The organism is Cryobacterium suzukii, assembly GCF_004403185.1.
Classification (GTDB): domain Bacteria; phylum Actinomycetota; class Actinomycetes; order Actinomycetales; family Microbacteriaceae; genus Cryobacterium; species Cryobacterium suzukii.
Window position 1 is genome coordinate 117,670 of sequence record NZ_SOHJ01000014.1, and the last position, 24,056, is coordinate 141,725.

19 protein-coding genes are annotated in these 24,056 nt (G+C 64.5%); 8 read left to right on the plus strand and 11 right to left on the minus strand.

All coding sequences use genetic code 11. The features are described 5' to 3' along the window. Nucleotides 1–6: 6 nt before the first annotated feature. Nucleotides 7–813, minus strand: coding sequence for an RNase H family protein (locus tag E3T39_RS14350; protein WP_134516746.1), 807 nt, complete (start codon nucleotides 811–813; stop codon nucleotides 7–9). Between the two features lie 499 nt (nucleotides 814–1,312). Here E3T39_RS14350 and tatA point away from each other — a divergent pair, with 499 nt between their 5' ends. The 3 genes from tatA to E3T39_RS14370 all read left to right on the plus strand — a co-directional run bounded on the left by tatA (nucleotide 1,313) and on the right by E3T39_RS14370 (nucleotide 3,568). Further along, nucleotides 1,313–1,594 (plus strand): twin-arginine translocase TatA/TatE family subunit, encoded by a 282-nt coding sequence (gene tatA, locus E3T39_RS14360; protein ID WP_134516484.1) that lies wholly within the window; start codon nucleotides 1,313–1,315, stop codon nucleotides 1,592–1,594. Nucleotides 1,595–1,642: 48 nt separating this feature from the next. Beyond that, nucleotides 1,643–2,398 carry a twin-arginine translocase subunit TatC gene (tatC, locus tag E3T39_RS14365; RefSeq protein WP_134516747.1) on the plus strand — a complete coding sequence of 252 codons (756 nt, stop codon included), beginning with the start codon at nucleotides 1,643–1,645 and terminating at the stop codon, nucleotides 2,396–2,398. 216 nt (nucleotides 2,399–2,614) lie between these two features. Next, a complete protein-coding gene (locus E3T39_RS14370; protein ID WP_134516486.1) occupies nucleotides 2,615–3,568 on the plus strand; it encodes a ferritin-like domain-containing protein in 954 nt (317 codons plus the stop codon). Between the two features lie 470 nt (nucleotides 3,569–4,038). Here the strand turns inward: E3T39_RS14370 and E3T39_RS14375 are convergent, their stop codons facing one another. Then, nucleotides 4,039–5,658, minus strand: coding sequence for a molybdopterin-dependent oxidoreductase (locus E3T39_RS14375; RefSeq protein ID WP_134516488.1), 1,620 nt, complete (start codon nucleotides 5,656–5,658; stop codon nucleotides 4,039–4,041). Between the two features lie 226 nt (nucleotides 5,659–5,884). Between E3T39_RS14375 and E3T39_RS14380 the strand changes: the two genes are divergently transcribed. After that, nucleotides 5,885–8,383 (plus strand): DEAD/DEAH box helicase, encoded by a 2,499-nt coding sequence (locus E3T39_RS14380; RefSeq protein WP_134516490.1) that lies wholly within the window; start codon nucleotides 5,885–5,887, stop codon nucleotides 8,381–8,383. A 26-nt stretch (nucleotides 8,384–8,409) separates the two neighbouring features. On the opposite strand, the gene E3T39_RS14385 is transcribed toward E3T39_RS14380, so the two are convergent. The 9 genes from E3T39_RS14385 to E3T39_RS14425 all read right to left on the minus strand — a co-directional run bounded on the left by E3T39_RS14385 (nucleotide 8,410) and on the right by E3T39_RS14425 (nucleotide 19,723). Continuing rightward, a complete protein-coding gene (locus tag E3T39_RS14385) occupies nucleotides 8,410–9,306 on the minus strand; it encodes a sulfurtransferase (RefSeq protein ID WP_134516492.1) in 897 nt (298 codons plus the stop codon). 72 nt (nucleotides 9,307–9,378) lie between these two features. Continuing rightward, a complete protein-coding gene (locus E3T39_RS16265) occupies nucleotides 9,379–9,741 on the minus strand; it encodes a LysM peptidoglycan-binding domain-containing protein (protein WP_194085994.1) in 363 nt (120 codons plus the stop codon). A 237-nt stretch (nucleotides 9,742–9,978) separates the two neighbouring features. Beyond that, a complete protein-coding gene (locus E3T39_RS14395) occupies nucleotides 9,979–11,364 on the minus strand; it encodes an L-serine ammonia-lyase (protein ID WP_134516496.1) in 1,386 nt (461 codons plus the stop codon). Nucleotides 11,365–11,509: 145 nt separating this feature from the next. After that, entirely contained in the window at nucleotides 11,510–12,097 is a 588-nt protein-coding gene (locus E3T39_RS14400; protein ID WP_134516498.1) for a WxL domain-containing protein, read from the minus strand. 248 nt (nucleotides 12,098–12,345) lie between these two features. Beyond that, entirely contained in the window at nucleotides 12,346–14,709 is a 2,364-nt protein-coding gene (locus E3T39_RS14405; protein ID WP_166784142.1) for an ice-binding family protein, read from the minus strand. A 65-nt stretch (nucleotides 14,710–14,774) separates the two neighbouring features. Then, the gene (locus tag E3T39_RS14410; protein ID WP_134516502.1) at nucleotides 14,775–15,911 is read right to left on the minus strand and encodes a WxL protein peptidoglycan domain-containing protein; all 1,137 of its coding nucleotides are present in this window, start codon (nucleotides 15,909–15,911) and stop codon (nucleotides 14,775–14,777) included. Nucleotides 15,912–16,038: 127 nt separating this feature from the next. Then, nucleotides 16,039–16,644: a hypothetical protein gene (locus E3T39_RS14415; protein WP_241979726.1), complete on the minus strand. Its 606-nt coding sequence runs from the start codon at nucleotides 16,642–16,644 to the stop codon at nucleotides 16,039–16,041. Nucleotides 16,645–16,831: 187 nt separating this feature from the next. Continuing rightward, on the minus strand, nucleotides 16,832–17,932 hold the full coding sequence (locus E3T39_RS14420) for a fatty acid desaturase family protein (RefSeq protein WP_134516504.1): 1,101 nt from the start codon (nucleotides 17,930–17,932) through the stop codon (nucleotides 16,832–16,834). A gap of 171 nt (nucleotides 17,933–18,103) precedes the next feature. Beyond that, entirely contained in the window at nucleotides 18,104–19,723 is a 1,620-nt protein-coding gene (locus tag E3T39_RS14425; protein WP_241979727.1) for a dolichyl-phosphate-mannose--protein mannosyltransferase, read from the minus strand. Between E3T39_RS14425 and rsmI the strand changes: the two genes are divergently transcribed. The 4 genes from rsmI to rsmA all read left to right on the plus strand — a co-directional run bounded on the left by rsmI (nucleotide 19,722) and on the right by rsmA (nucleotide 24,048). After that, nucleotides 19,722–20,585 carry a 16S rRNA (cytidine(1402)-2'-O)-methyltransferase gene (gene rsmI, locus E3T39_RS14430; protein ID WP_134516508.1) on the plus strand — a complete coding sequence of 288 codons (864 nt, stop codon included), beginning with the start codon at nucleotides 19,722–19,724 and terminating at the stop codon, nucleotides 20,583–20,585. The genes E3T39_RS14425 and rsmI overlap by 2 nt on opposite strands. Before the next feature lie 61 nt (nucleotides 20,586–20,646). After that, nucleotides 20,647–22,218, plus strand: a complete 1,572-nt coding sequence (metG, locus tag E3T39_RS14435) for a methionine--tRNA ligase (RefSeq protein ID WP_134516510.1) — start codon at nucleotides 20,647–20,649, stop codon at nucleotides 22,216–22,218. Beyond that, nucleotides 22,211–23,176: a TatD family hydrolase gene (locus tag E3T39_RS14440; protein WP_134516512.1), complete on the plus strand. Its 966-nt coding sequence runs from the start codon at nucleotides 22,211–22,213 to the stop codon at nucleotides 23,174–23,176. The genes metG and E3T39_RS14440 overlap by 8 nt, the downstream gene beginning before the upstream one ends. A gap of 74 nt (nucleotides 23,177–23,250) precedes the next feature. Continuing rightward, on the plus strand, nucleotides 23,251–24,048 hold the full coding sequence (gene rsmA / locus E3T39_RS14445) for a 16S rRNA (adenine(1518)-N(6)/adenine(1519)-N(6))-dimethyltransferase RsmA (protein ID WP_241979755.1): 798 nt from the start codon (nucleotides 23,251–23,253) through the stop codon (nucleotides 24,046–24,048). Nucleotides 24,049–24,056: the final 8 nt, after the last annotated feature.

Here is a 24,056-nt window from a genome sequence, read left to right on the forward strand (position 1 = left end):
CACGGCTCAGATCTGGCCGCGCAGGTACTCCTCGATCGTCACTCCGCGGGCTGCAGCGCGCTGCACCAGACGCCGGTGTTCCTCGGCGCTGAGCGAGAGCGTCACCCGGTGCCGCTCGCTCGTGCCGCGCATCGCGTCGGGGCCGTGCGGGTCGGTGAGCTCGCGGTGGTCCTCGCCGATATCGTCACCAATATCGTCACCGAGGTCGTCGAACGAGAACAGCTCGTCGTGTGGGTAGGCTGTGGCCCGCTCGGTGACCCGGCCAGTGGGAAGTGTGGGCGAGCCAGAGGCACTCTGGCCGACGGATACCGCAACTCGCGCCCGCACCACTGGTTCGGCTACCGCAGAAGCCCCGGCAAAACCCGGCCCGGCCGGTGCCGATCGGCCACGCTGAAACGCCTCGGCCGCGCCGCGCGCACGCTCATCGGCAGCCTCGTTGAGCGGATGCCCGACGTGACCCTTGACCCACTCGAACCTGTATCGGCGCCCGGCGATGGCTTCATCGATCTCCTTCAGCAGGTCGAGGTTCATGACCGGTTTGCCATCGCCCTTGCGCCAGCCCTTGGCCTTCCAGCCCTTCATCCACTTGGTGACCGAGTTGATCACGTACTGGCTGTCGCACAGCACCAAAAGATCGTCGTCGATGTGCGCGGTGGCGCGAAATAGCTCGAGCACGGCCTTCAACTCGCCCTGATTGTTCGTGGCGTGCTTCCAGCCACCAGCGGCCCAGCAGGAATCGTCGACGTACCAGGCCCAGCCGGCTGGTCCGGGGTTTCCGAGGGCAGAACCGTCGGCGGCGGCGGTGATCGTCATATGCGGGCCTTTCAAACAGCGGATGCGCGGGCGCAGGTCGTCTAATTCTGCCACCCTCGACCTGCGCTGCCCGAATCACCGGACCCCAGAGCGGAATGTGTCCGTCAGGTAACGCCATGTCTGAACACAGCACATCTGAAACGCGAAGCCCCGAGCACATCGTGCTCGTCGGGTACGGCCCGGTGGGGGGCCCGCGGAGCGGATGCCGCCACCCTCGACACCAACGGCGCCCGCTCCCGCGCGGGGTCACCGTGCTGCGCGACCTCGATGACGCCCAGCGGCCACCCGAGCTGGCACCGGATGTGGCGGGTGCAAAATGCGCATCGGCGAGGTTCTCGAACGCTTCGCAACGTTCGGGTCTACGCCCTGACAGCGTGAATTCTATCGCCGGGACGAAGAAATATCTTACAGGCGAAAAAAATGATGAGATTTACCCGGTTTTATCTCCGGTGAGACCGTTACACTGCTGCACGACCGACTCACTAGAGGGAGAAATCGCATGCTGAGCAACCTGACCGGATGGCATTTCCTAATTATTCTCGTCGTGATCCTGCTGTTGTTCGGCGCACCGAAACTGCCGGGGCTCGCCCGCAGTCTCGGTCAGTCCATGAAGATTTTCAAAAGCGAGATCACCCCGGAACGCACCGACGACGGTACGCCCGTTAGTTCGGCCGACAGCGCTCGCGCCGACAGTGCTCGCGCCGACAGTGCTCGCGCCGACAGTGCTCGCGCCGACATTCCTCGCGCAGACTCGAGCGGCACGCCGAACCCGAAAGCCTAGGAAATCGTGGTGGTGGAGGGCGTGCGTACCGCGCCCGCCAAGAAAAAGATGTCGCTTGGGCAGCACCTGCTTGAGCTGCGCAAGCGACTCTTTCTCGCCGCTGCGGGCATCCTCGTCGGTGCCATTGCCGGCTGGTTGCTTTCCGGCTTCGTCTGGGATGGTCTGCGCGAGCCGATCTACGCCATCGTCCGCGCCCAGAACCGCAATGCGCAGATCAATTACCCAGATATCACGAGCGCGTTTGACCTCAAACTGCGCATCTCCTTCTACGTCGGACTGATCGTCTCGAGCCCGATGTGGCTGTATCAGGTCTTTGCTTTTCTGATGCCCGGTCTGACGCGCAAAGAGAAGCAATACACCTTCGGGTTCTTTTTTTCGGCCGTACCGCTGTTCCTGATCGGGTGCGCGTCCGGCTGGTTTGTGTTGCCGCACGTCGTTGAACTCATGACGAGTTTCGCGCCCCAGCAGGACGCCGCGCTGATTAATGCGGGAAATTACTTCGACTTCGTGCTCAAACTGATGATTGCCATCGGGATCGCGTTCGTCCTGCCGGTATTTATTGTGTTGTTGAACTTTGCCGGGGTGATCAGTGCCAGCTCGATTATCAAATCCTGGCGTCTGGCCATCCTGGTGATCGTCCTGTTCACGGCCATTGCAACCCCGGCGGCCGATGTCGTGTCCATGTTCCTGCTCGCCGTGCCGATGGTGGTGCTCTATTTCACCGCCTACGGAATTGCTCTGCTTCACGACCGCCGTGTCGCCCGCCGGGTGCCGCGAGTGGGTGCAGACGGCCTGCTGCTCTAATCTGCAACCGCTCCGACTCGAAGATTTCACCGGAACTGCACGCAAGTTCGGCGCGCTCAAATAGCGCAGACACGGGCTCATGCATAAAAGTGAGATTTATTCTTATCGTTTGCTTACAACCTTTGTCCACCCCTGCACGAAATTGATTTGCAAGGGTACGTTACCGATGTTACTGAGCCACCCCCGGCACGTTCACTTACCGTCAGGAGAACCAGGATGTTTGATCAGGGATTTATTACCAATGCCATCAATCGCAGTGCGGAGAATTCTTCGGATCGCCGAAACTTTCTTCGGGCGGCGGGCGTGGCTGGCTTCGGTGTAGGGGCAGCGGTGCTTGCTACCGGCGGTCCGGCAATGGCTGTCGATTCCACCGGACCGGCAGAGGCACCGAGCGATGCGGCCATTTTGAACTTCGCCCTCAACCTCGAATACCTCGAGGCCGAGTTCTACCTGCGGGCAACGACCGGCCAGGGCCTGCCCGACAGCATGACGACGGGAACCGGTACGCGCGGCGGTGTGACCGGCGGGCGCATGGTGCACTTCAAGACCTCAATCATCAAGAAGTACGCCGATGAAATCGCCGCCGACGAGAAGGCCCACGTGGCCTTCCTGCGGTCCGCACTGGGCAGCGCGAAGGTGTCTCGCCCGAAGATCAACCTCGACGCGAGCTTCACGGCTGCTGCCCAGGCGGCCGGTCTGGTCAAGCCCGGCCAGAAATTCGACGTGTACGCCAACGAGGCGAACTTCCTCTTCGGGGCGTTCATCTTCGAGGACGTCGGAGTCACCGCGTACAAGGGTGCCGCGCCGCTGATCACGAACAAGACATTCCTCGAAGCGGCCGCCGGGCTGCTTGCGGTCGAGGCATATCACGCCGGTGTCATCCGCAGCACGCTGTACGCACTCGGCATCGCGCTTCCCTCGGTATACACGACCGCGCAGGCGATCTCCAATTTGCGCGACGCCGTCGATGGCCCGACCGATCTTGATCAGGGCATTGGCAACGCGTCGAAGGCGAACCTGGTGCCGACAGACGCCAACGGCCTGGTCTACAGCCGCAGTGCCGCCCAGGTGCTCAACATCACCTACCTGAATGCGGCGCCGGTGAAGTCGGGCGGGTTCTTCCCGGCCGGTGTGAACGGTGTCATCAACACCAGTGGGGCCAACGGCTAGGAAACTCAGGCGTTACCTGGCGCAGGAGTAGCGTCGCTGCGCGGGAGGTAGAACTCCCGCGCAGCGGCGCTATTCCCGCACACCGCCTGGCGGGGGAGTTCTGGTCACACCAGAACTCCCCCGCCGTGGCGTAACCCCCGCGCATCGCGGTGTCGCCTGGCTCTCCTGCGCGGCAGGACCCGCGCCCGACGGGATCAGCGGGGCTGAGTAAGCGCCCCGCATCCGCTCAACGGGCATCGCCTGGCTCTCCTGCGCGGCAGGACCCGCGCCCGACGGGATCAGCGGGGCTGAGTAAGCGCCCCGCATCCGCTCAACGGGCATCGCGGCGGGGCGACGGCGCACGCTCATTCGGATGCCGGTGCTGCTATCCGATCACGGGCCAGGTCGTACCGTGTTCCGTGTGGTGCCCCAATTTACGGGGCGGGCACCGGTTTGGTGGCGGGCGCATGTTCTAGCCTGCGCCGCGCAGGTCACCCCGAGACGGACACCGAGATCTCGTGCAGTCCGGTGGCTCCGTTGGGGGCGACGTCGGCGGTGGCCGACGTCTGTACGAGGCCCGCGGCATCCGTTGCCCGCACCTTGACGGTGTGGTCGCCGGCGCTCGCGTTCTGCCAGGTGTAGGCCCACTGTCGCCAGGTGTCGACCGAGATTGCGTCGGCAAGGGTGGCGTCCTGCCAGGGGCCGTCGTCGATCTGCACGGCGACCGCGCTGATCCCCACGTGCTGCGACCATGCCACGCCGGCGATGACGATCGACCCGGCGGATACCGAGGCTCCCTGGCGGGGCACATCGATGCGGGAGGAGAGCTTGATCGGGCCTTGTGCCGACCAACCGCGCGGGGTCCAGTAGCCCTGCTCCTGGTCGAACCGGGTGAGTTTGAGTTCGACGACCCATTTCGTCGCCGAGACGTAGCCGTACAGGCCGGGCACGACCATGCGCACCGGATAGCCGTGTTCGAGGGGGAGCGGTTCGCCGTTCATACCGACGGCGAGAATGGCGTTGCGGCCGTCGGTGAGCGCCTCGATCGGGGTGCCGGCCGTGAAACCGTCCTGGCTGGTCGAAAGCACCATATCGGCATTGCCCGTGGGCTTCGCCCGCGCCAGCAGCTCGCGAATCGGGTAGCCGAGCCAGGTGGCATTGCCGATCAGGTCGCCCCCGACGTAGTTCGACACGCAGGCCAGGGTGGTCGTGCTCTCTTCAAGCGGCAGGGCGAGCAGCTCGGCGAAGTCGATCTCGACCTCGTTCTCGACCATGCCGGTGATCTTCAGTCGCCAGTCGCGCGGGTCGATGCGCGGCACGCTCAGGGCGGTGTCGATGCGATAGAAGTCAGCGTTCGGAGTGATCAGCGGGGTGATTCCTGCCACGTCGAGGCTCGCCCCGGCCGGAATGGCAGCCGCGCGAACGGATGGCGTGGGCAGGGTGAACAGCGCGCGTGCGGCATCCGCTGCCCGGGTGGCTGCGGCACTGAACTGTGTGCCGGCCAGGGCGAGCAGGCCGATGCCGGCGGTGATTCCGGTGTAGACGAGGAAACGGCGACGGTCAGGGCCGCCTTCTTCGAGGTGTATCGGTACCTGTTCCGGCGACGATGCCGTGGCGGAGTGCCCGGTGCGGCGATCGACGGGCAGCCTGGTCGTGAGAAAGGTCAGCGCGATCGCCGCTACGCCCATGGCCACGACGGCCGGGACCGCGTCGAGGGTGGAGGCGCTCGAGCGGGAGAGCGCCGCAAACAGGGCGATCGCGCCGATGAGCACGACCAGTAGGCGGCCGAAGGGCGGGCGCCGACTCTCGAGAATGCCGGCCAGGCCGGCGACCAGGAGCAGCACGAGCACGATTGTCACGATCAGTACAATCTTGTCGGCCGTGCCGAACAGGCCAATGACGAGGTCCTTGACGGCGGGTGGAACGATGTCGATGACGAGGGCGCCGACCGTCAGCACCGGGCTCGCGCCGGGGGCTATCCAAGCCGCGGTCAACTCGGCCACGCCGAGACCCGCGAGGGCGGCAGCTAGCCCGGCGGCCGCCGGGCGCCAGAGCGCCTGGGCAGGGTGTGGTGTAGCAACCGCAGCGGTGTCAGGAGTGACGTAGACCATGTCGTCAGACTAGAACGGGCGGCTGAGATTACCACCCGGCCAGGCGTTTCGGCGGGTTTCGTCAGACATCCGCAACATATTGAACGTTCGGCTGGGCGGCTGATTCACCAAATTCATGGAGTTATGCGCGATGGCCGGGCCGGCGTGCGCCGAAACGTGACAGATGAAGAGACTGAAAGGGGGAGATTCGAGGATACAGTGCGAAGTAGTGCAGTCTTGAGGGACTATGTCTCAGCTTGCGCGCCTTGAAAACGAAACCGACCCCGACGTTCTCTTCGAGGCGTTCGAAACCTGGGCAACCGAGCAGGGCCTTACTCTCTACCCCGCGCAGGAGGAAGCGGTCATCGAGATCGTCTCGGGGGCCAACCTCATCCTGAGCACACCGACCGGGACCGGTAAGTCGCTCGTGGCCGTCGGAGCCCATTTTGCGGCGCTCTCCGCCGGTAAACGCAGCTTCTACACCGCGCCGATCAAGGCCCTCGTGAGTGAGAAGTTCTTCTCGCTGGTCGAAACTTTCGGGGCTGAAAACGTCGGCATGATGACCGGCGACTCGAGCGTCAACGCCGACGCCCCAATCATCTGCTGCACCGCCGAGATCCTCGCCAACCTCGCGCTGCGAAACGGCGAAGACACCGAGGTCGACCTCGTCGTAATGGACGAGTTCCACTTCTACGGGGACCCGGAACGAGGCTGGGCCTGGCAGGTTCCCCTGCTGCTGTTGCCGCGCGTTCAGTTCATTCTCATGTCTGCCACTCTCGGTGACGTGAAATTCATCAGCGACGACCTGACCCGGCGTACCGGGCGGGCCACCGCGGTCGTCACCGGGGTGGAGCGCCCGGTTCCGCTCAGCTATTACTACGAGCAGACCCCGGTGCACGAAACCGTTGAAGAGCTGCTGCACACCGACAAAGCGCCGGTGTACATCGTGCACTTCTCCCAGGCCGCCGCCCTCGAGCGTGCCCAGGCCCTGGCGAGCGCGAAGGTCGCGTCACGGGAGCAGCGTGACGTTATTGCAGAGCTGATCGGCGAGTTTCGGTTCACCACGAGTTTCGGCAAGACCCTGTCGCGGCTCATCCGCATGGGAATCGGCGTGCACCATGCCGGCATGCTGCCGAAATACCGTCGTTTGGTGGAGCAGCTCGCCCAGCGCGGCTACCTGCGGGTGATCTGCGGCACAGACACCCTCGGCGTCGGCATCAATGTGCCCATTCGCACCGTCCTGTTCACCGCCCTCACCAAATATGACGGTGTGAAAATGCGTCAGGTGAATGTGCGAGAGTTTCACCAGATCGCGGGCCGGGCCGGGCGGGCCGGCTACGACACCGCGGGAACGGTGGTGATCCAAGCTCCCGAGCACGAGAGCGACAATCTCAAGGCCATCGAGAAAGCCGGTGATGACCCGAAAAAGAAGCGCAAAATCGTGCGCAAGAAGGCGCCGGACGGTTTCGTCTCCTGGGGCGAACCGAGCTTCCGCCGCCTGGTCGACGCCGAACCCGAGACCCTCTCCTCGAGCATGCAGATGACCGCGGCGATGCTCATCAACGTGATCGGACGCGGCGGCGATGCCTTCGCCCACGTGCACTCCCTCGTTTTCGACAACCACGAGCCGTGGAAGCGCCAGCTGGTGCTGGCCCGACGGGCCCTCGGTATCTACAAGACCCTGCGTGAAGCCGGAATTGTCGAGCAGAGCGCCAGCGGCAGCATCCGCTTGACCGTCGACCTGCAGGCGAACTTTGCGCTCAACCAGCCGCTATCGCCGTTTGCGCTGGCCGCGTTCGAACTTCTCGACCCCGAAGCGCCCACGTACTCGCTCGACATGATTTCGATTCTGGAGTCAACCCTCGACGACCCGCGGCCGGTGCTCATGGGGCAACAATTTGCCGCGCGCGGTGAGGCCGTGAACGCGATGAAGCGTGAGGGCATCGAATACGACGAGCGGATGGCGCTGCTCGAGGAGATCACCTACCCCAAGCCGCTGGAAGAGCTGCTGAACTACACCTTCGAGACCTACAAGGCATCTCAACCGTGGATCGCCGACTTCGAACTCAGGCCCAAAACCGTCGTGCGTGACATGTACGAGCGGGCCATGTCGTTTGGCGAGTTCATCGCGTTCTACAAGCTCGCCCGCAGCGAGGGCGTCGTGCTGCGCTACCTGTCCGACGCCTATCGGGCCGCCCGGCAGACCATTCCCGACGAAGCGAAGAACGAAGACCTGCTCGACCTGATCGAATGGCTCGGCGAGCTCGTGCGTCAGGTGGACTCGAGCCTGCTCGACGAGTGGGAGGAATTGCTACACCCCGACCTCGCCGCGCACGCCGCCGAATCGCACGCGATTCTGCCGCCACCGCCGCGCCGACTGACCACTAACGTGCGGGCTTTTCGCATTTTGGTGCGCAATGAACTGTTCCGCCGGGTGCAGTTGGCCGCACTTGAGCACTACGACGAGCTCGGCGAACTCGACCGCGAGCACGGCTACTCGAGTGACGTCTGGGCCGAAGCCATGGACGGCTATTTCGCTGAACACGATGAGTTGCTCACCGGCGGCAACGCGAGAAGTTCTGACCTGCTCATGATCGAGGAGGGCGCCGGGGAGTGGACTGTTCGCCAGATTCTCGACGACCCGGCCGGCGACCACGACTGGGGGATCAGCGCGAGCGTGAACCTCGCAGACTCCGATGACCTCGGCGCGGCGGTCGTGCGCGTGACCGGTGTCAACCGGTTGTAGCGCTGACCGCCTCAGAGATCGCGGCGCTACACGCCGGGCGCGCGGAGCGGAGCGGAGGCGTCGGCCGCCCACTCATTGAGGGAGCCGTCGTAAATGGAGACGTGCTCGTTGCCGGCGCGGATGAGAGCGAGGGCGCTCGCGGCCGCGGCGATTCCGCCACCGCAGTACGTCACCAGGTGGCCCGACGCTCCGGCTGCCGACGCCGCCACGGACGGGGCGACCGTCGCCTGGAGCTGATCGCCGCGCAGGAAAGCATTCGTGGCGGGGTCGACGAGTGTGCCGGCCGGCAGGTTGATGCTGCCAGGGATGTGTCCGGCACGCGGGCGAGACCCGGCCGTGCCGGCGAATTCCGCCGGGGGAACGGAGCAGACGAGGGCGGCATCCGCTGTGCCGGCGACGATCGATTCGACGAAGCTCTTGTCGACCCACAGCTCGGGACGCGGCGTTGCCGTGAAACCGCCGACGACCCGCGGTCGAGTTCCGCCAGTGGCGAACGGGCGGGTCTCGGCGTGCCACTTGGTCAGACCGCCGTCGAGCACGGCGACATCGTCGTAGCCGAAGGCGCGGAACAGCCACCAGATGCGGGCAGCCCACTGTCCCACCGCTGCGTCGTAAACGACGACGGTCGTGCTGTTGTCGATTCCGACGGATGCCGCGGCCGCCTCAAACAGGTCGGCGCTCGGCCGGGAGAAATCGAATTCGCCCGCCGGGTCGGAGAAGACATCGAACAGGTCGGCGAACACGGCTCCGGGAATGTGCCCCTTGGTGAGGTAGTCGTCACGCCCGCTGAGGTAGCGCGGCCCGGAAGCTGATGGCGCGAGCGCGAGCACGGTGGCGTCGAGAATGACGAGGTGGTCAGAGCCGAGATGATCGGCCAGCCACTGCGTGGAGACGACGGGCGACGAGGGAACGGGAGAACTCATGAATCAAGGCTAGTGGGGGCCGCCGACGCTGGGCGGAACCGTGGCCGGGGAGAGTCATCCGGCGACATACGGCTACCGGGTCGTGGTCCAGTCCAGGTTGATGATCTGCTCGATGTAGATGTTCTCGCCGAGCCCGGGAACCGAAGGATTCATGGTGAGCATAAGTTGAACCGGAATGTTGAATCGTTGGGCGACATCAAAGAAAGCGTCGCCCTCGACGACAATGTATGTGAGTAGGGCTCCCGCACCGTCAGCGGTTGTTGTGCCGCGGGCGCCCGGTGTGCTGCCCTGGTCAGCGGCGGGTCCCTGCGGCAGGGGCACGGGCTCCGCGTTGGGAACGAGGTCGGGCACCGTTGGGTTGGGAATGAGCGCCGGCTCCTCGGTGGGAACCGGCGTCGGCGTCGGCGTGGGGCTCGGGGTGGGCGCTGGGGTCACGGTCGGCCTGATCGTTACGGTGACGGCCGGAGCAGGTTCGCCGGCACAGCCAGAGACCGCCACGAGCAGGACAGCGGCAACGATGATGCCCCACGGGCGACGTACGAGTGAGCTGCGAATGGTTCAACCCTTCCTGGTGAGACGTGCTGTGACCTTGTCTATGCACGCATTCAGCCAGCTTAGGGTGAACGAGTGGCAGCAGGACCGAGTTGACTACCCCCGTTCGGGGTGGTGCGCTCAGCATTCGATGACATTGACCGCGAGCCCGCCTTCGCTGGTTTCCTTGTACTTCGTCATCATGTCGAGTCCGGTCTGCCGCATTGTTTCGATCACGGTGTCGAGCGAAACGAGGTGTGTTCCGTCTCCGTGCAGCGCCAACCTGGCCGCCGATACCGCCGTCGACGAGGCGATCGCATTGCGCTCGATGCAAGGAACCTGCACGAGACCGCCGACAGGGTCGCAGGTGAGCCCGAGGTGATGTTCCATGGCGATCTCGGCCGCATTCTCCACCTGACGCGGTGTTCCGCCGAGCACGGCGCAGAGTGCACCAGAAGCCATGGCGCACGCAGCACCGACCTCGGCTTGGCAGCCGCCCTCCGCCCCGGAGATCGACGCGTTGGCCTTTACCAGCGAACCGATGGCGACGGCCGTGAGCAGGTACCGACGGATTCCGGCAGCGTCCGCCCCCGGAACGAAACGCAGGTAGTAATGGCCGACGGCGGGAATGATGCCGGCCGCCCCGTTCGTCGGCGCGGTGACGACTCGGCCGCCGGCCGCGTTCTCCTCGTTCACGGCGAGCGCGAAGGCGTGCAGCCACTCGGTCGAGGTGTCACGGTCGCGCAGTGCCAGCCCGTCATATTCTTCCAAGCGGCTACGCACCGCGGATGCCCGGCGCTTGACTTTGAGGCCACCCGGCAGAACGCCGGTGGTGCGGAGTCCCGCCTCCACGCAGGTGTGCATTGCCTCCCAGATGGCGTCGAGCCCATCGTCGAGCGCTGCGGCGCCGTGAATCGCCTCTTCGTTGCGGCGGGCGACCTCGCAGATCGTCAGGTCATGGGAGTCGCACAGGGCGAGCAGCTGCGCGCTGGAATCGTAGGGGAGTGGCTGGGTGACGCGGGTCTGCGCGCTCGAGCGTTCGGTGCCCCGGCGGATGAACCCGCCACCGATCGAATAGAAGGTCTCCTCAAGGAGAGGGACGGCATCCGCCGTGCTGTCGGTCGCCCAGGCCGACAGCGTGAGCGCGTTCGGGTGCCCAGGCAGGCGCGTGCGGGGCTCGAATCGCACGTCGCTGCTTTGGATAGGGATGCTGCGCCCGCCGAGCAGGATCAGGTGAGCGCCGTCTTCGATACCGGCCCAGCAGCCGCGCACCTGGTTGGGATCGCAGGTTTCCGGGCGCAGCCCGGTCAGCCCGGCCAGTACGGCATCGGGCGTACCGTGGCCGAGACCGGTCGACCCCAGAGACCCAAAGAGTGAGCAGCGGATGCGCCCCACCTCATTGAGACGCCCGGTGGCCACGAGGTCTTCGGCGAATAGGCGGGCAGCACGCATCGGGCCCACCGTGTGGGAACTGGACGGACCGATTCCAATGGAAAACAGGTCCAGGGCTGAGACGTACGCTGTCACGGTCTTCATCGTACGGCACCCGGACGTGGTCGGCGGGGGATCGATACGGGATTTCAACACGGCGCTTAACCCCAAAACGCCCCGCACCGTAAAGTGCGAGGCGTTGCCCGAGAGGTCCAGCCGGGGGATCCGGCGAGAACGGGCGCTAGGCGATGGTGAACGTGATGGTCGACACGTAGGGGTTGACGGCGGTGGAACCGATCGCGGCCGAGTAGTTGGAGCGGTAGGTGTTGGCCGGGACGCTCAGGTCGAAGGTCGGGGCGAGGGTGAAGGTGCCCTTGCCGAGGGTCGTGGTGGAGACCAGCGACTGGGCGACATTGCTGATGGTGACGGCCGCGGCAGTCGGTGCTGCGTCGGAGCCGGTGCCGGCGGTGATGGTGCCCGGCGTGATGACGAGGTTGGAGGCCGGCAGGGTGCGGGCGGTCGTGTCGACGGTGCCGGCCGCGCTGACGAAGTCGGTGGCGCTGGCCGACAACGACCAGGCGCTGTTCGTGCCGCGGGCGTTGGTGATGGTCCAGGTGGGCGCGGTGCCGGTGGAGGTCTGCGCGTTGAGGCCGTCCAGAACGACGGCGGTCATCGCGTCGGGCGCGGTCGGGTTGGCGGTGAGGTTACCCCCGCTGATGGTCGCGTTGACCGTGTCGGTGCTGTCCACTGCCTGGGCGGGGGAGAGTGCCACACCGAACAGGATGCCGGTGGCGACGATGATTCCCGCGGTCTTGGTGAAAGTGCGCATGGTGTGTCCTCTGGGTCGCTACTGGTGGTGCGGGCACGCCAAATAGCGTGTCCACGAAAGTGTGGGAGAAACGGACGTCGCAGGCTGTGAACCGAACTCGTTATCCGTTGTGAACGAGTTCCGGTGGCGATGAATCAATCCTCACACGGGGGCCGCGCAAAATGGCGGTTCGTCGCGCAGGGTTGAATCAGTGTTAGCTCAAGGTTGGCGCAATGCCCAGAATGGGGATTAGTACAGGCCGCAACGAACTAGGAAATGGTGAAAGTGAGAACCGTGACGTAGGGGTTCACCGGCGAGTTGTCGATGGCGCCCGAGTAGTTCGACCGGTACGCGTTGGTAGGAATCATCAGGCTGTAGGTCGGCGTCAGCAGGTAGGTGCCCCGGTGTGGGCCGGTGGTAGAGATCAGGGTCTGCGGGCTGGCCGATAGCGCAAGCGTTGGAGCGGTGATACCGGTCGCGGGATCGGTATTGGGGCCGGTCGTGATGGTGCCGGGGGTGATGCTCAGGTTGTGCGCGGGAATCATTCGGTCTTCGGTTTCGACAGTGCCGGCGGCGCTGGTCGGTGTGGTGGCACTCACCGAGAGGGTCCAGGCCGCTCCGGTGCCGCGCGCATCGATGATCGACCACTGGCTCGAGATACCCGTGGCGAACTGGGGTTCGGTGCCCAGGATGGTCACCGCTGACAGCGTCGCGCCTGCGGTGGTCGCGGTGAGGTCACCGGCGGCCGGTGCCGGACTGGTGGAGCTCGCCGTGCTCATACTGACGGCGCCGTTGGCGGTTAGCGCCCGCCCGAGGTAGCTGACGCCGGCTCCGATCGAGATCGCCGCCATGCCGATGATCGTTCCGGTAAAAGCGGATGCCGCCCCCATCGACACAGCCCCGGCCACCTGCCAGTAGACCCGCGACGCCTGTGCCCCGTTGGTCAGGATGACGCTGCTGCCGGCGGCCGTGTTGAAGGCCGCATCTACTTGGATGATGAAGATGGCGTTCGGGTTGCCCTGTCCATCGAGGGTGAGCGTGGTGCTGATGGCGAGGGCGGCAGCAGCCTTATAGACCCCGGACGTGAGTGTGCGGCCGCCGAGGTCGCCGGCAATGGTGGCGCTCGCTGGCCTCGCCGCGGCATCCTTGTACGCTGCGGCGAGGTCGACCTGTGCAGCGGCCGCGGCAGCATCGCCGCCGTGGATGGTGCCGGTGAGTACGCCGGGCGGGAATCCGGTGACCGCGGTTCCCGGGCTTACCCCGATATCGCCGTCGAACGAGGAATTGCCCGTGTTGGCGACCGAGGTGGTCGCCAGGATGGCATAGCTGCTCGCGCTGCCGAGGTTGACCACGGGATCGGTCGTGAAGGTGCTGCTGCCGAGGGTTATGGTGCCGTTCCTCGTAAGGGCACGCCCGGTGAAACTCGAATTCGTGCCGACTGTGATCGCCGCCTGACCGAGGATGACGCCAGAGAACGATGATGACGCGCCCAGCCGCACAGCGCCATCGACCTGCCAGAACACGCGGGATGGCTGTGCCCCGTTGATCAGGCGCAGGCTGCTGGCTGCGCTGGTTGTGAGGGTACTGTCCAACTGAAAAATAAACACGGCGTTAGGGTTGCCCTGCCCATCGAGGGTCACTGAGGACCCGAGGGCCAGCGCCCCCGGGGCGGCATAGACGCCGGCGTTGTAGGTCTGGCCGGTCAGATTGCCGCTCAGAGTAGTAGTCGGTGTGCGCGCAGCCGCATCGTTGATTGCAGCCTGAAGGTCGATTTGAGCCTGCGCGCTCTCCGCGGTGCCGAGGTGCGTACTTCCGGTGACCAGCCCGGGTGGAAAGCCGGTCAGGCCATTGCCCGGGCTCACTCCGAGGCTGCCGCTGAGGGTTGTTCCGCCGGAATTCAGCACGGATGTCCCGGCCAACACCGAATAGATGCCGGCGGTTTTCAGCGTCACGGGTGGTTCAGTCATGAAGATATTGCTCGCCATGGCGATGGCGCCGTTTGAGGTCAACGCTCGGCCGATGAACGTCGTGCCAGCTCCGATGGAGATTGCGGCGAGGGCGAGTACGTTTCCGCTGAACGAGGAGGCGGCGCCGAGGGAGACCGCGCCGACGACCTGCCAAAACACATTTGACGCCTGGGCACCGTTGGCGAGCACAATGCTGCTGGCCGCCGCAGTGTCGAACGCCGCGTCGATTTGGAAGATGAACACCGCGGTGGGGTCATTCTGGGCGTCGAGGGTGAGGGTTGTACTCACGGCGAGGGCGGCGGTGGATTTGTAGACGCCTGCGGTGAGCGTGCGACCGGCGAGATCTCCGGCGAGGGTGCCGGTCGGCACGCGGCCCGCAGCATCAGCGTAGGCCTGGGTGAGGTCGGCCTGGGCTGCCGCGGCATGGCTGTCCCCGGCGTGGATACTGCCGGTGAGAATTCCGGGCGGGAAGCCGGTGATCGCTGTGCCAGGGCTGGTTCCGGCATTGCCGCTCAGTGCGCTGTTGCCCGTGCTCGCGATGGCGTCGGTGGCGAGCACGGAGTAGCTGCCGGCCGTCTTCAGGTCGACCGTCGCGGTGGCGGCCTGCGCGGGGGGCTGCGGCACGAGAAAGCTGGCCAGCAGCAGGAGAATCGTGAGTCCCGGCATGGCAAGGAGGTGTGTTCGACGTTCACCCGGCCTTCGTGCATGGCGTCGGGGTTGGTGCGTGCGCGTCATCGACCCGGTTGCCGCTCTGGAACGTTGGACTCAGAATTGTCGGAATCGCCACGCACCGGTGGGAGCGCCGACTCGGCATCCACCCGCGGCGCGACCTGGGCGACCTGGGCGAACGCCAGGCGGGCTCGCCGAACGAAAAGCGTGGCACGCCAGGCGCCGAAGGCGATCGCTAATACCAGCAGTACCACCAGGAGAATGACCCACCACGGCACGTAGCTAAACGCGGTGCTTACCTCTTCAGTTCCGGCTAGGGAGACGAGAGTAGCGTCGGCGCTGCCGAGCTGAATGAAGGCAGCCTGCGGCAGCGTCGCCTGCAGGTTGAGCGTCGCCCCGGGCAGGATGCTCTCCGGCGTCCCAAATTGCAGCTCTGTTGTGGCGCCGATCACGCTGTCCAGGCGCAGGCTGGCCGTCGGATACAGAATGGTATTTCCCGTGTTCTGGATCGGCAGGGTGAACGTGACCGCGTCACCGGAGCGTTCCCAGTTCAAGCCGCCGTGGCTCAACTGGGTCGTTGCGGTACCGGCGACCGTCAGATAGATGCGAACACCCTGACGCTGGATCACATCGAGGCGCAGCGCTGCGTCGCCGTTGGACGTGGTCGTTTCACCCTGAATGGGCGGACTCTGGATGATGATTCCGCCGGCATAGTCGCCCGGGGTGGCCGTGAGGGGAACGCTCAATCGAAACGGCACGGTGAGGTCGGAGTTGGCCGGAACGGTGATCGCCTCAGCACCGAGAGTCACCCAGCTGCCCACATGCGTTTGAACGTCGGCCTGCGCGGCAAGAGCGAAGGCGCCCTGCGCGGTGCTCTGCCCGTCGACGGCGTAATTGAGCAGCGTGACCGCGGCATCCGTGTGATTGCTGACGACGGCGTTGGCTTCGACGGCGGCACCGGGAGCGAGATTCAGGTGAAAAAAGTCTGATTCGAGTTCCGGGCGGATGCCGAGGGTTCCGTCATCGATGGCGGCCGCCGGCGCGCTTACGACGAGGGTGGCGAATACGGGGGCCAGCACGGCGACGGCCGCGAGCAGGGCGAGACGGCGAACCAACCGTGTGCCGACCGGTTCCCGAATCAAATCTGGCGTGGGGTGACGGGCGCCTATTCGGCGACGTGCGGTGGGACGGTGTGACATGGGGTGGACCTTAAACTTGTATCCGGTTTGATCCCCAATTGAGGCAATAACGCTATTCTCACACGCGAGCCGCATATTTCCGCCCGCCTAGCGGTCAGTATTGGCTCAAGGTTCGCGCAGAGTCGTGTCAGGCGATCGTGAACGTGAGAATCGAGACGAACGGGTGGACGGGGGATCCGTCGATCAGGCCCGAAAAATTCGATCGGTAGGCGTTGGGTGGAACGCTCAGGCTGAACTCGGGCGTCAGGGTAAATGTGCCTTTGCCGAGGGTGCTGGTCCAGACCAGAGCCTGCGGGCGGCCGGAGACGGCGACGGGTTCGGTCGTGGGAGCGGCATCGGCGCCCGCACTGGAGTGGGCCGTGACGGTTCCGGGCGTGATCGTCAGGTTCTCTACGGCAACGGTGCGTTCGATGGTATCGAGCGTGCCCGGTGCGCTGGTGAAGTCAGTGGCACTCACTGACAGGCACCACGCTGCGCTGGATCCGCGGGCGTTCGTGATGGTCCACGGAGCGGGGCTGCCGACGGACGTGTGGCTGGAGCGCCCGTCCAGAATGACGGGGGTCATCCGGGTCGGTGCGGAGACGACGGCCGAGAGTGCTCCGCCGAGAATCGCGGAGCTGATCGTGTCGGAGGAGGTGTCGGCGCTCGCCGACGGCGAGAAAACGACGACCAGCCCGACGGCCAGGGCGATACTCGTTAGTCCGATCAGACCGAGCTTGGTGCTATCTGCCACGAACATCCCCCATGAGTTGCCGATGGTTTCGGCGCTGACTGACACCTATCGGTATCGGCGACCCGAATCGAAGGAATTTCATACTAACAACTTCACTCCGCCACAGGTACCAATACCCGAATACCCCCAAAACGAAAAAACAGGCCGCCTCCCCGAAGGGAGACGGCCTGACGACTAGTGCGCGGGCCTAGTGCGTGCGGAAGCGCTGCACCATCGGGCAATCGAAGGGGTCTCGCGCGGCCAGACCGACCTTGTTGAGGTAGGCGATGACGATGCCATAGCTCTCAAAGACGCCGGTTTCGGTGTATTTCACGTCGTGGGAGAGACAGTATTCCTTGGCGATCTCCTGGGCCTTACGCAGGTGCGGACGGGCCATATTCGGAAACAGGTGGTGCTCGATCTGGTAGTTGAGACCGCCCATGTAGTGGTCGATGAAGGTGCCTCCGCGAATGTTGCGGCTGGTGAGCACCTGACGACGAAGAAAATCGACCCGGCTTTCGGCCGGAAGCTGCGGCATGCCCTTGTGATTGGGCGCGAAGGTTGCGCCCATGTAAACGCCGAAGACCGCCATTTGCACGCCGACAAATGCGAACGCCATGCCGAGCGGCAGGAAATAAAAGATCACGGCAAAGTAGAGAGCAAGGCGCGTGACGAGCATGGTGATCTCGACCCAGCGCTCGCTGACCTTGTTCTTACCAAAGACGGTCTTGAAGCCCTGGATGTGCAGGTTGATGCCTTCGAACATCAACAGCGGGAAGAAGAAATAGCCCTGTTTGCGGGTGATGATGGCACCGAGTCGGCTGACCTTTTTGGCGTCTTCCTCACGGAAGACGATGAAGTCTGGTTCGATGTCAGGGTCCTTGCCGACGACGTTCGGCTGGGCGTGGTGACGACTGTGCTTTGTCATCCACCAGGCGTAGCTGATGCCGACGAAGAGGTTGGCGAGAACGCGGCCAGCCCGGTCGTTGGCTTTGCCGGAGGTAAACACGGCACGATGCGAGGCTTCGTGGGCCAGAAAGGCGAACTGGGTAAAGATGAGGCCCAGCGCCGCGGCAATGATCAGTTGGTACCAGGTGTCGCCAAGCAGCACGAACCCAACGGCAGCGCCGAGAGTGGCAGCCACGAGAGTGGAGAAAACCAGCCAGTAGAAGCCTGTGCGTCGGCCAAGAAGACCGAGATTGCGCACGGTGTGCAGGAGGGCCGAATATTCTGTTGTGGGGTTTTTCGTGTCTCCACCCGGCCGGGTCCTGATAATGCGGACCGAGGGTGCGGTTAGTGCTTCCGACATGAGGCCTTCCTGAGTCTAAATTCTCAGCGTTCGGGACTTCTCAGCCGGGAAGTGAGCAATTACTCGTGGAGCAGATAGCCGTCAGTCTACGTTCGCGAACTCCCCGTTCGCTCGCAATTCACACGTTTTTCTCAGTGATTATATGCCAAAAATGGAATGTATTTGACCGATCTATCGCCAGCTTGGCATCCAAATGTGGAGTTGCCAAAACGCGAACGAAGTCTGCATTCCGGTCCATACCGGGAAGAAGAAAGCCGTGATCAGCAGCGCGACTCCAAGACCCACGGCCACCGCGGTGACGCTGCCCACCCTCGGTTGGGGGTCACATTTTGACACCTGCGAATCTGCTGAATGCCTGCGTCGGGGCTGCGCCTGGTCGGGAATTCGCTTGAGGAGCAACCCGATGACGAAGGTGAGACCGAGCAGCAGGTATGGCTCGAAGGCGATCGTGTAAAACTGGAATACCGTGCGGTTCAGATACATCAGCCACGGCAGATAGCCGGCGACTATACCCATCAGGATGAAGCCGACCCGCCACTCGCGATACCGGGCGAGTCGGTAGACGAGATAGAACAGGGCCGCCGTGGCGGCCCACCAGATCAGCGGGTTGCCAACGGAGGTGATGGCCTCGGAGCAGCTCTGATACTGGCAGCCGAATTCGCCCGCGTCGGAGCCGCGATAATACATGCTGGTTGGCCGAATCATGAAAAGCCAGGTCACGGGGTTCGCCTGGTAGGGATGCGGTGTGGCCAGTCCCACATGGTAGGTGTAGGCAGCAGCCTGATAGTGCCAAAAGCTTTGGAGCGTGTGCGGTACCCACGCCAGCGGCCCGGTCCAGGCCGCCCCCGCCCCGTCAGCCCAGTCGCGGTAGTAGCCACCGCGCGTGACAAACCACCCGGTCCAGGAGATTAAAAACGTGGCGCCGGCGACGGGAACGAGCGTCAGAAACGTGGCGGGGGCTTGTTTGAGAATGGCAGCACTAAGCCAGAATGAAACGCCATTTCGACGCCGGGCCAGGGCATCGACGACGACGAGGTAGATGCCGAACGCGGCGAGAAAATACAGGCCTGACCACTTCACCGAACTGGCCAGTCCAAAGGCGAGGCCCGCAGAGAGTAACCACGGCCGCCACCACAACGCAGGACCCCAGCCTGGGTCGGTTCGACCCGCGAGCCGGGTTGCCAGACGCGTCGAGTGCCAGTGGCGGTCCATCAACACGGCGCCGAAACCCAGCAGTGCGAAGAACATCACGAAATTATCGAGTAACGCCACACGGCTCATGACGATGGCATGCCCGTCGATGGCGAGCAGAAAACCGGCGATCAGGGCGAGCAGTCGTGACTGAAACAGTTTGTGCGCCACGAGCATGATGAGCACGACCGCGAGTATCCCCACCAGGACAGTCGCCAGTCGCCAGCCCCAGGGGTTGCCGGGGCCAAGCAGATTCATGCCGAGCGCGATCAGCCACTTGCCGAGCGGCGGATGCACCACGAACGACGGGTCAGTCGTGAAGATATCGGTGCGCCCGGCCTCAAACTGGGGATTGGCGTCGGTCGGCCAAGTGGATTCGTAGCCATTGTTGAACAGGCTCCACGCGTCCTTCACATAGAAGGTCTCGTCGAACACGAGCGCGTGCGGCAGGCCGAGGTTCCACAAACGCAACGCGGCGGCCAGCAGTACTACGGCGAGGTGGCTGCCCCAGCGAACCCATCTACTAGTTGCGAGCACGTGACCATCGTATAGAGCGCCGGTCGACCGCATGTTCGGCTGGTGCTGCGAGAATTGCAGCATGATCATCCTGGCCGCCACCCCGATCGGAAACCTCGGCGACGCTTCCCGACGCCTTATCGAAACCCTGAGTACGATCACCATCGTGGCGGCCGAGGACACCCGCGTCACCGTCCATCTGCTGAAAGCCCTCGGAATTGAGAACCGGCCCAAGCTCATTGCCCTGCACGACCACAACGAACGCGGCAAGGCAGCCGAACTCGTCGAACTGGCCCGCGACGTCGACATTCTGGTGTTGAGCGACGCCGGCATGCCCACCGTTTCTGATCCCGGCTTTCACTTAGTGGATGCCGCGGTCGCTGCGGGCGTTCAGGTCACGGCCCTGCCTGGACCCTCTGCCGTACTGACCGCTCTGGCCGTCTCGGGGCTTCCGACTGACCGATTCACCTTTGAGGGGTTTTTGCCGCGGAAGCACGGCGAGCGGGTCAAGCTGCTGCGTGACCTCGCTGCCGAGCGTCGCACCATGGTGTTCTTTGAATCGCCCAACCGCCTCGCCGATTCCCTGCTTGACCTCGCGTCAACACTCGGCCCCGATCGCCGGGTCGTGGTCTGCCGGGAATTGACTAAGTTTTTCGAGGAGGTCAAGCGCGGCACGGCGAGCGAGCTGGCCGAGTGGGCGGCTGCGGGGGTGCGCGGCGAAATCTGTATCGTCGTTGCGGGCGCCGAAGTGCGGGTACTGGATTTGGCCATGGGAGTCGCCGAAGTTCTCGATCTGGTGGCCGGCGGCGTCCGTTTGAAAGACGCTGCCGCCGACGTATCGGCCGCCAGCGGGCTCGGTAAGCGTGAACTTTACGAACACGCTCTGCAGGCCAAGGGCGGCGCGCCGCTGCCGAAACCCGACCGCTCGGCCTTTCCGCTCGGCTGATCCGACAACTCCGGGCGTAACCGGGCCAGACCCGCAAGCGCTCGCCGCATAAGATGAACGCATGTCCGCAGGCTCTTTTTACATCACCACGCCCATTTTCTACGTGAATGATGTGCCGCACATCGGGCACGCCTACACCGAGGTGGCCGCCGACGTGCTCGCGCGCTGGCACCGGCAGTCGGGTGACGACGCCTGGCTGCTCACCGGTACCGACGAACACGGCCAGAAGATTCTGCGCACCGCCACCGCCAACGGAGTCACGCCCAAGGAATGGGCCGACCGCCTGGTGGAGACCGCCTGGAAGCCGCTGCTGCAGACAGTCAACATTGCCAATGACGATTTCATTCGCACCACCGATGAACGCCACGAGGTGAATGCGCAGAAGTTTCTGCAGCACCTGCACGACGAAGGCCACATCTACACCGGCGAGTATGAGGGCTATTACTGCGTCGGCTGCGAGGAATACAAGCAGACCAGCGACCTGGTCGACGGCACCGGTGAGTACGCCGGCCAGCTCGTCTGCGCCATCCACTCCAAGCCGGTCGAGTTGCTGCACGAGAAGAACTACTTCTTCAAGATGAGCGCCTTTGCTGATCGTTTGCTTGCCCTGTATGAGGAGAACCCCAACTTCGTGCAGCCAGAGGCGGCGCGCAACGAGGTCATGTCCTTCGTTCAGCGCGGCCTTTCCGACCTGTCGATCTCACGCTCGAGCTTCGACTGGGGCATCAAGGTGCCGTGGGATGAATCGCACGTCGTCTACGTCTGGTTCGACGCCCTGCTCAACTACATCACCGCAGCCGGTTACGGCCAGAACGACGAGGAGTTCGCGAGCCGCTGGCCTGCAACGCACATCGTCGGCAAAGACATTCTGCGTTTTCACGCCGTCATCTGGCCCGCCATGCTCATGGCCGCCGGCATCGAGGTGCCCAAGCAGGTCTTCGGGCATGGCTGGCTGCTGGTGGGCGGCGAGAAGATGAGCAAGTCGAAGCTGACCGGCATCGCCCCGAGCCAAATCACCGACACCTTCGGCTCCGACGCCTTTCGCTACTACTTCATGCGTGCCATTAGCTTCGGCCAAGACGGCTCGTTCAGCTGGGAGGACCTCTCGGCCCGGTACCAGTCCGAACTGGCCAACGGCTTCGGCAACCTCGCCTCCCGCGTGATCGCCATGGTCGTGCGCTACTGCGACGGCGTCGTGCCCGCTGCCGGCGAGCTTTCGGCCGCCGACCTCGCGATCGCGGCTACCGAAAAGCGGGTGACGGATGCCGCTGGTGCCTTCATCGAGACCCTCGCCATCCACGACGCCCTAGCCAGCGTGTGGGAACTCGTCGACGAGCTCAACGGGTACATCACCCTTCAGGAACCGTGGGCCCTCGCCAAAAACCCGGAAACCCGGGCACGCCTGGAGAGCGTGCTGCACACCGCCGTGCGCGGCCTCGGTACTCTCACCGTGCTGCTCTCGCCGGTCATTCCCATCGCCACCGGCAAGCTGTGGACCGCTCTCGGCGGCGATGGCGCCCTCGCCGACCAGCGCCTTGACCGGGCCTGGGAATGGAGCGGCGGCGCTCAGGTCAGCGCGCTTGAACCCCTGTTCCCGCGCATCGAATCGATCGTGGAGCCGAGCGATGACTAGTGACTTGCCCGTCGACGGCTACGGCAGCGCCATTCGCCGCCGCGAGAACACCGCGCGCCGCGACCTGAGCTACCCGCCGCTGCCGGAGCCGCTCACCGTTCCCGTCTACGACAACCACACCCATCTCGAAATCGCCGATGGGGAGAATCCGCTCGGCTATCGGGAACAGCTCGACCGAGCCTCGAGCGTCGGCGTGCGCGGTGTCATTCAGGTCGGCGGCGACGTCGAAACCTCACGCTGGTCGGCCGCCGCCGCACTGATCGAGCCGCGCATGCTCGCCGCCGTCGCGATTCACCCCAACGAGGCGCCCGCTCTTGAAGAAGCCGGCACCCTCGACGACGCCATCGCCGTGATCGACGAACTCGCCGCGCAGCCGCGCGTGGCCGCAGTCGGCGAGACCGGACTCGACTTCTTTCGTACTCCCGAAGCGGGCCGCGCCGCCCAGTTTCGCTCCTTTGAGGCGCATATTCGCATCGCCAAGGAGCACAACCTGGCGCTGCAGATTCACGACCGTGACGCCCACGAGTCCGTGATTGAAACGCTGCTCAAGGTCGGCGCCCCCGAACGAACCGTCTTTCACTGCTTCTCTGGCGACGTCGACATGGCCCGAATCTGTGCCGCGCAGGGCTGGTACATGTCCTTTGCCGGTAATGTCACGTTTAAAAACGCCGACAACTTGCGGGCCGCCCTGTCGGCCGCCCCGCGCAACCTGCTGCTGGTTGAAACGGATGCTCCGTTCCTCACCCCGCTGCCCTACCGCGGCCGTCCCAATGCGCCGTACCTGCTGCCCAACACGCTGCGCGGCATGGCCGCTCATCTCGAAACGGATGTCTCCCTGCTCTCTGCACAAATCACCGCCAATACCGAGCTGGTCTACGGTCGCTGGGACGCGGAGCCCGTCACCGCCGCCCACGATGTTCAGCGCCCGGACCAGGCCCCGCGCGGAGGTCTCGCGTGACCGAGGGAAACGGTGACACGGCGAAACCCGTCAAGACCCTTCTTGGCCCCGCCGAGATTCGCGACCTCGCCGAGATGCTCGGCGTCAATCCGACCAAGAAACTCGGCCAGAACTTCGTCATCGACGGCAATACCGTGCGGCGCATCGTGAAGGTCGCCGCGGTCGCACCCGGTGACACCGTCGTGGAGGTCGGCCCCGGCCTCGGCTCGCTCACGCTGGGCATGCTCGAAGTCGGCGCGAGCGTCGTCGCCGTCGAAATCGACGACCGCCTGGCCGAGCAGTTGCCACTGACTGTCGAACTCATGCAGCCGGGCGCCCAGCTCACCGTCATTCGCGCCGACGCACTGAAGATCACCGACCTGCCCGGCGACCCCACCCGGCTCGTCGCCAACCTGCCCTACAACGTCTCGGTACCGGTGTTGCTCTACCTGCTCGAACACTTCGCGTCGATTCGCGCCGGTGTCGTCATGGTGCAGGCCGAGGTCGGCGAACGTCTCGCCGCCCCACCCGGCAACAAAATCTATGGAAGCCCGAGCGTTAAAGCCGCCTGGTACGGCGACTTCCGCACCGCCGGCAAGGTGAGCCGGCAGGTATTCTGGCCGGTTCCCAACGTCGATTCGATCTTGATCGCCTTCGAACGCCGCATGGAACCGCTGGAATCCGAAGAATTGCGACTCAAGACCTTTTCGCTCGTCGACGCGGCTTTTCAGCAGCGCCGCAAGATGCTGCGGCAATCCCTGTCGGTCGTCCTCGGGGACTCGGCGGCGGCATCCGCCGTGATGAGCGCGGCGGGTATCGACCCGACGACGCGGGGAGAGCAGCTCACCGTTTATGACTTCCTCGCCATCGCCCGGGTCTGGCCCGAGAATTAGAAATCCCG

What these genes read in the sequence shown, in the direction of transcription:
- rsmI (WP_134516508.1), top strand. Translation starts at nt 19,722, where the DNA reads ATGATCATCCTGGCCGCCACCCCGATCGGAAACCTCGGCGACGCTTCC.
- E3T39_RS14420 (WP_134516504.1), bottom strand. Translation starts at nt 17,932, where the DNA reads ATGTCGGAAGCACTAACCGCACCCTCGGTCCGCATTATCAGGACCCGG.
- metG (WP_134516510.1), top strand. Translation starts at nt 20,647, where the DNA reads ATGTCCGCAGGCTCTTTTTACATCACCACGCCCATTTTCTACGTGAAT.
- E3T39_RS14350 (WP_134516746.1), bottom strand. Translation starts at nt 813, where the DNA reads ATGACGATCACCGCCGCCGCCGACGGTTCTGCCCTCGGAAACCCCGGA.
- rsmA (WP_241979755.1), top strand. Translation starts at nt 23,251, where the DNA reads ATGCTCGGCGTCAATCCGACCAAGAAACTCGGCCAGAACTTCGTCATC.
- E3T39_RS14400 (WP_134516498.1), bottom strand. Translation starts at nt 12,097, where the DNA reads ATGCGCACTTTCACCAAGACCGCGGGAATCATCGTCGCCACCGGCATC.
- E3T39_RS14425 (WP_241979727.1), bottom strand. Translation starts at nt 19,723, where the DNA reads ATGCTGCAATTCTCGCAGCACCAGCCGAACATGCGGTCGACCGGCGCT.
- tatC (WP_134516747.1), top strand. Translation starts at nt 1,643, where the DNA reads ATGTCGCTTGGGCAGCACCTGCTTGAGCTGCGCAAGCGACTCTTTCTC.
- E3T39_RS14405 (WP_166784142.1), bottom strand. Translation starts at nt 14,709, where the DNA reads ATGCCGGGACTCACGATTCTCCTGCTGCTGGCCAGCTTTCTCGTGCCG.
- tatA (WP_134516484.1), top strand. Translation starts at nt 1,313, where the DNA reads ATGCTGAGCAACCTGACCGGATGGCATTTCCTAATTATTCTCGTCGTG.
- E3T39_RS14440 (WP_134516512.1), top strand. Translation starts at nt 22,211, where the DNA reads ATGACTAGTGACTTGCCCGTCGACGGCTACGGCAGCGCCATTCGCCGC.
- E3T39_RS14380 (WP_134516490.1), top strand. Translation starts at nt 5,885, where the DNA reads ATGTCTCAGCTTGCGCGCCTTGAAAACGAAACCGACCCCGACGTTCTC.
- E3T39_RS14410 (WP_134516502.1), bottom strand. Translation starts at nt 15,911, where the DNA reads ATGTCACACCGTCCCACCGCACGTCGCCGAATAGGCGCCCGTCACCCC.
- E3T39_RS14385 (WP_134516492.1), bottom strand. Translation starts at nt 9,306, where the DNA reads ATGAGTTCTCCCGTTCCCTCGTCGCCCGTCGTCTCCACGCAGTGGCTG.
- E3T39_RS14375 (WP_134516488.1), bottom strand. Translation starts at nt 5,658, where the DNA reads ATGGTCTACGTCACTCCTGACACCGCTGCGGTTGCTACACCACACCCT.
- E3T39_RS14370 (WP_134516486.1), top strand. Translation starts at nt 2,615, where the DNA reads ATGTTTGATCAGGGATTTATTACCAATGCCATCAATCGCAGTGCGGAG.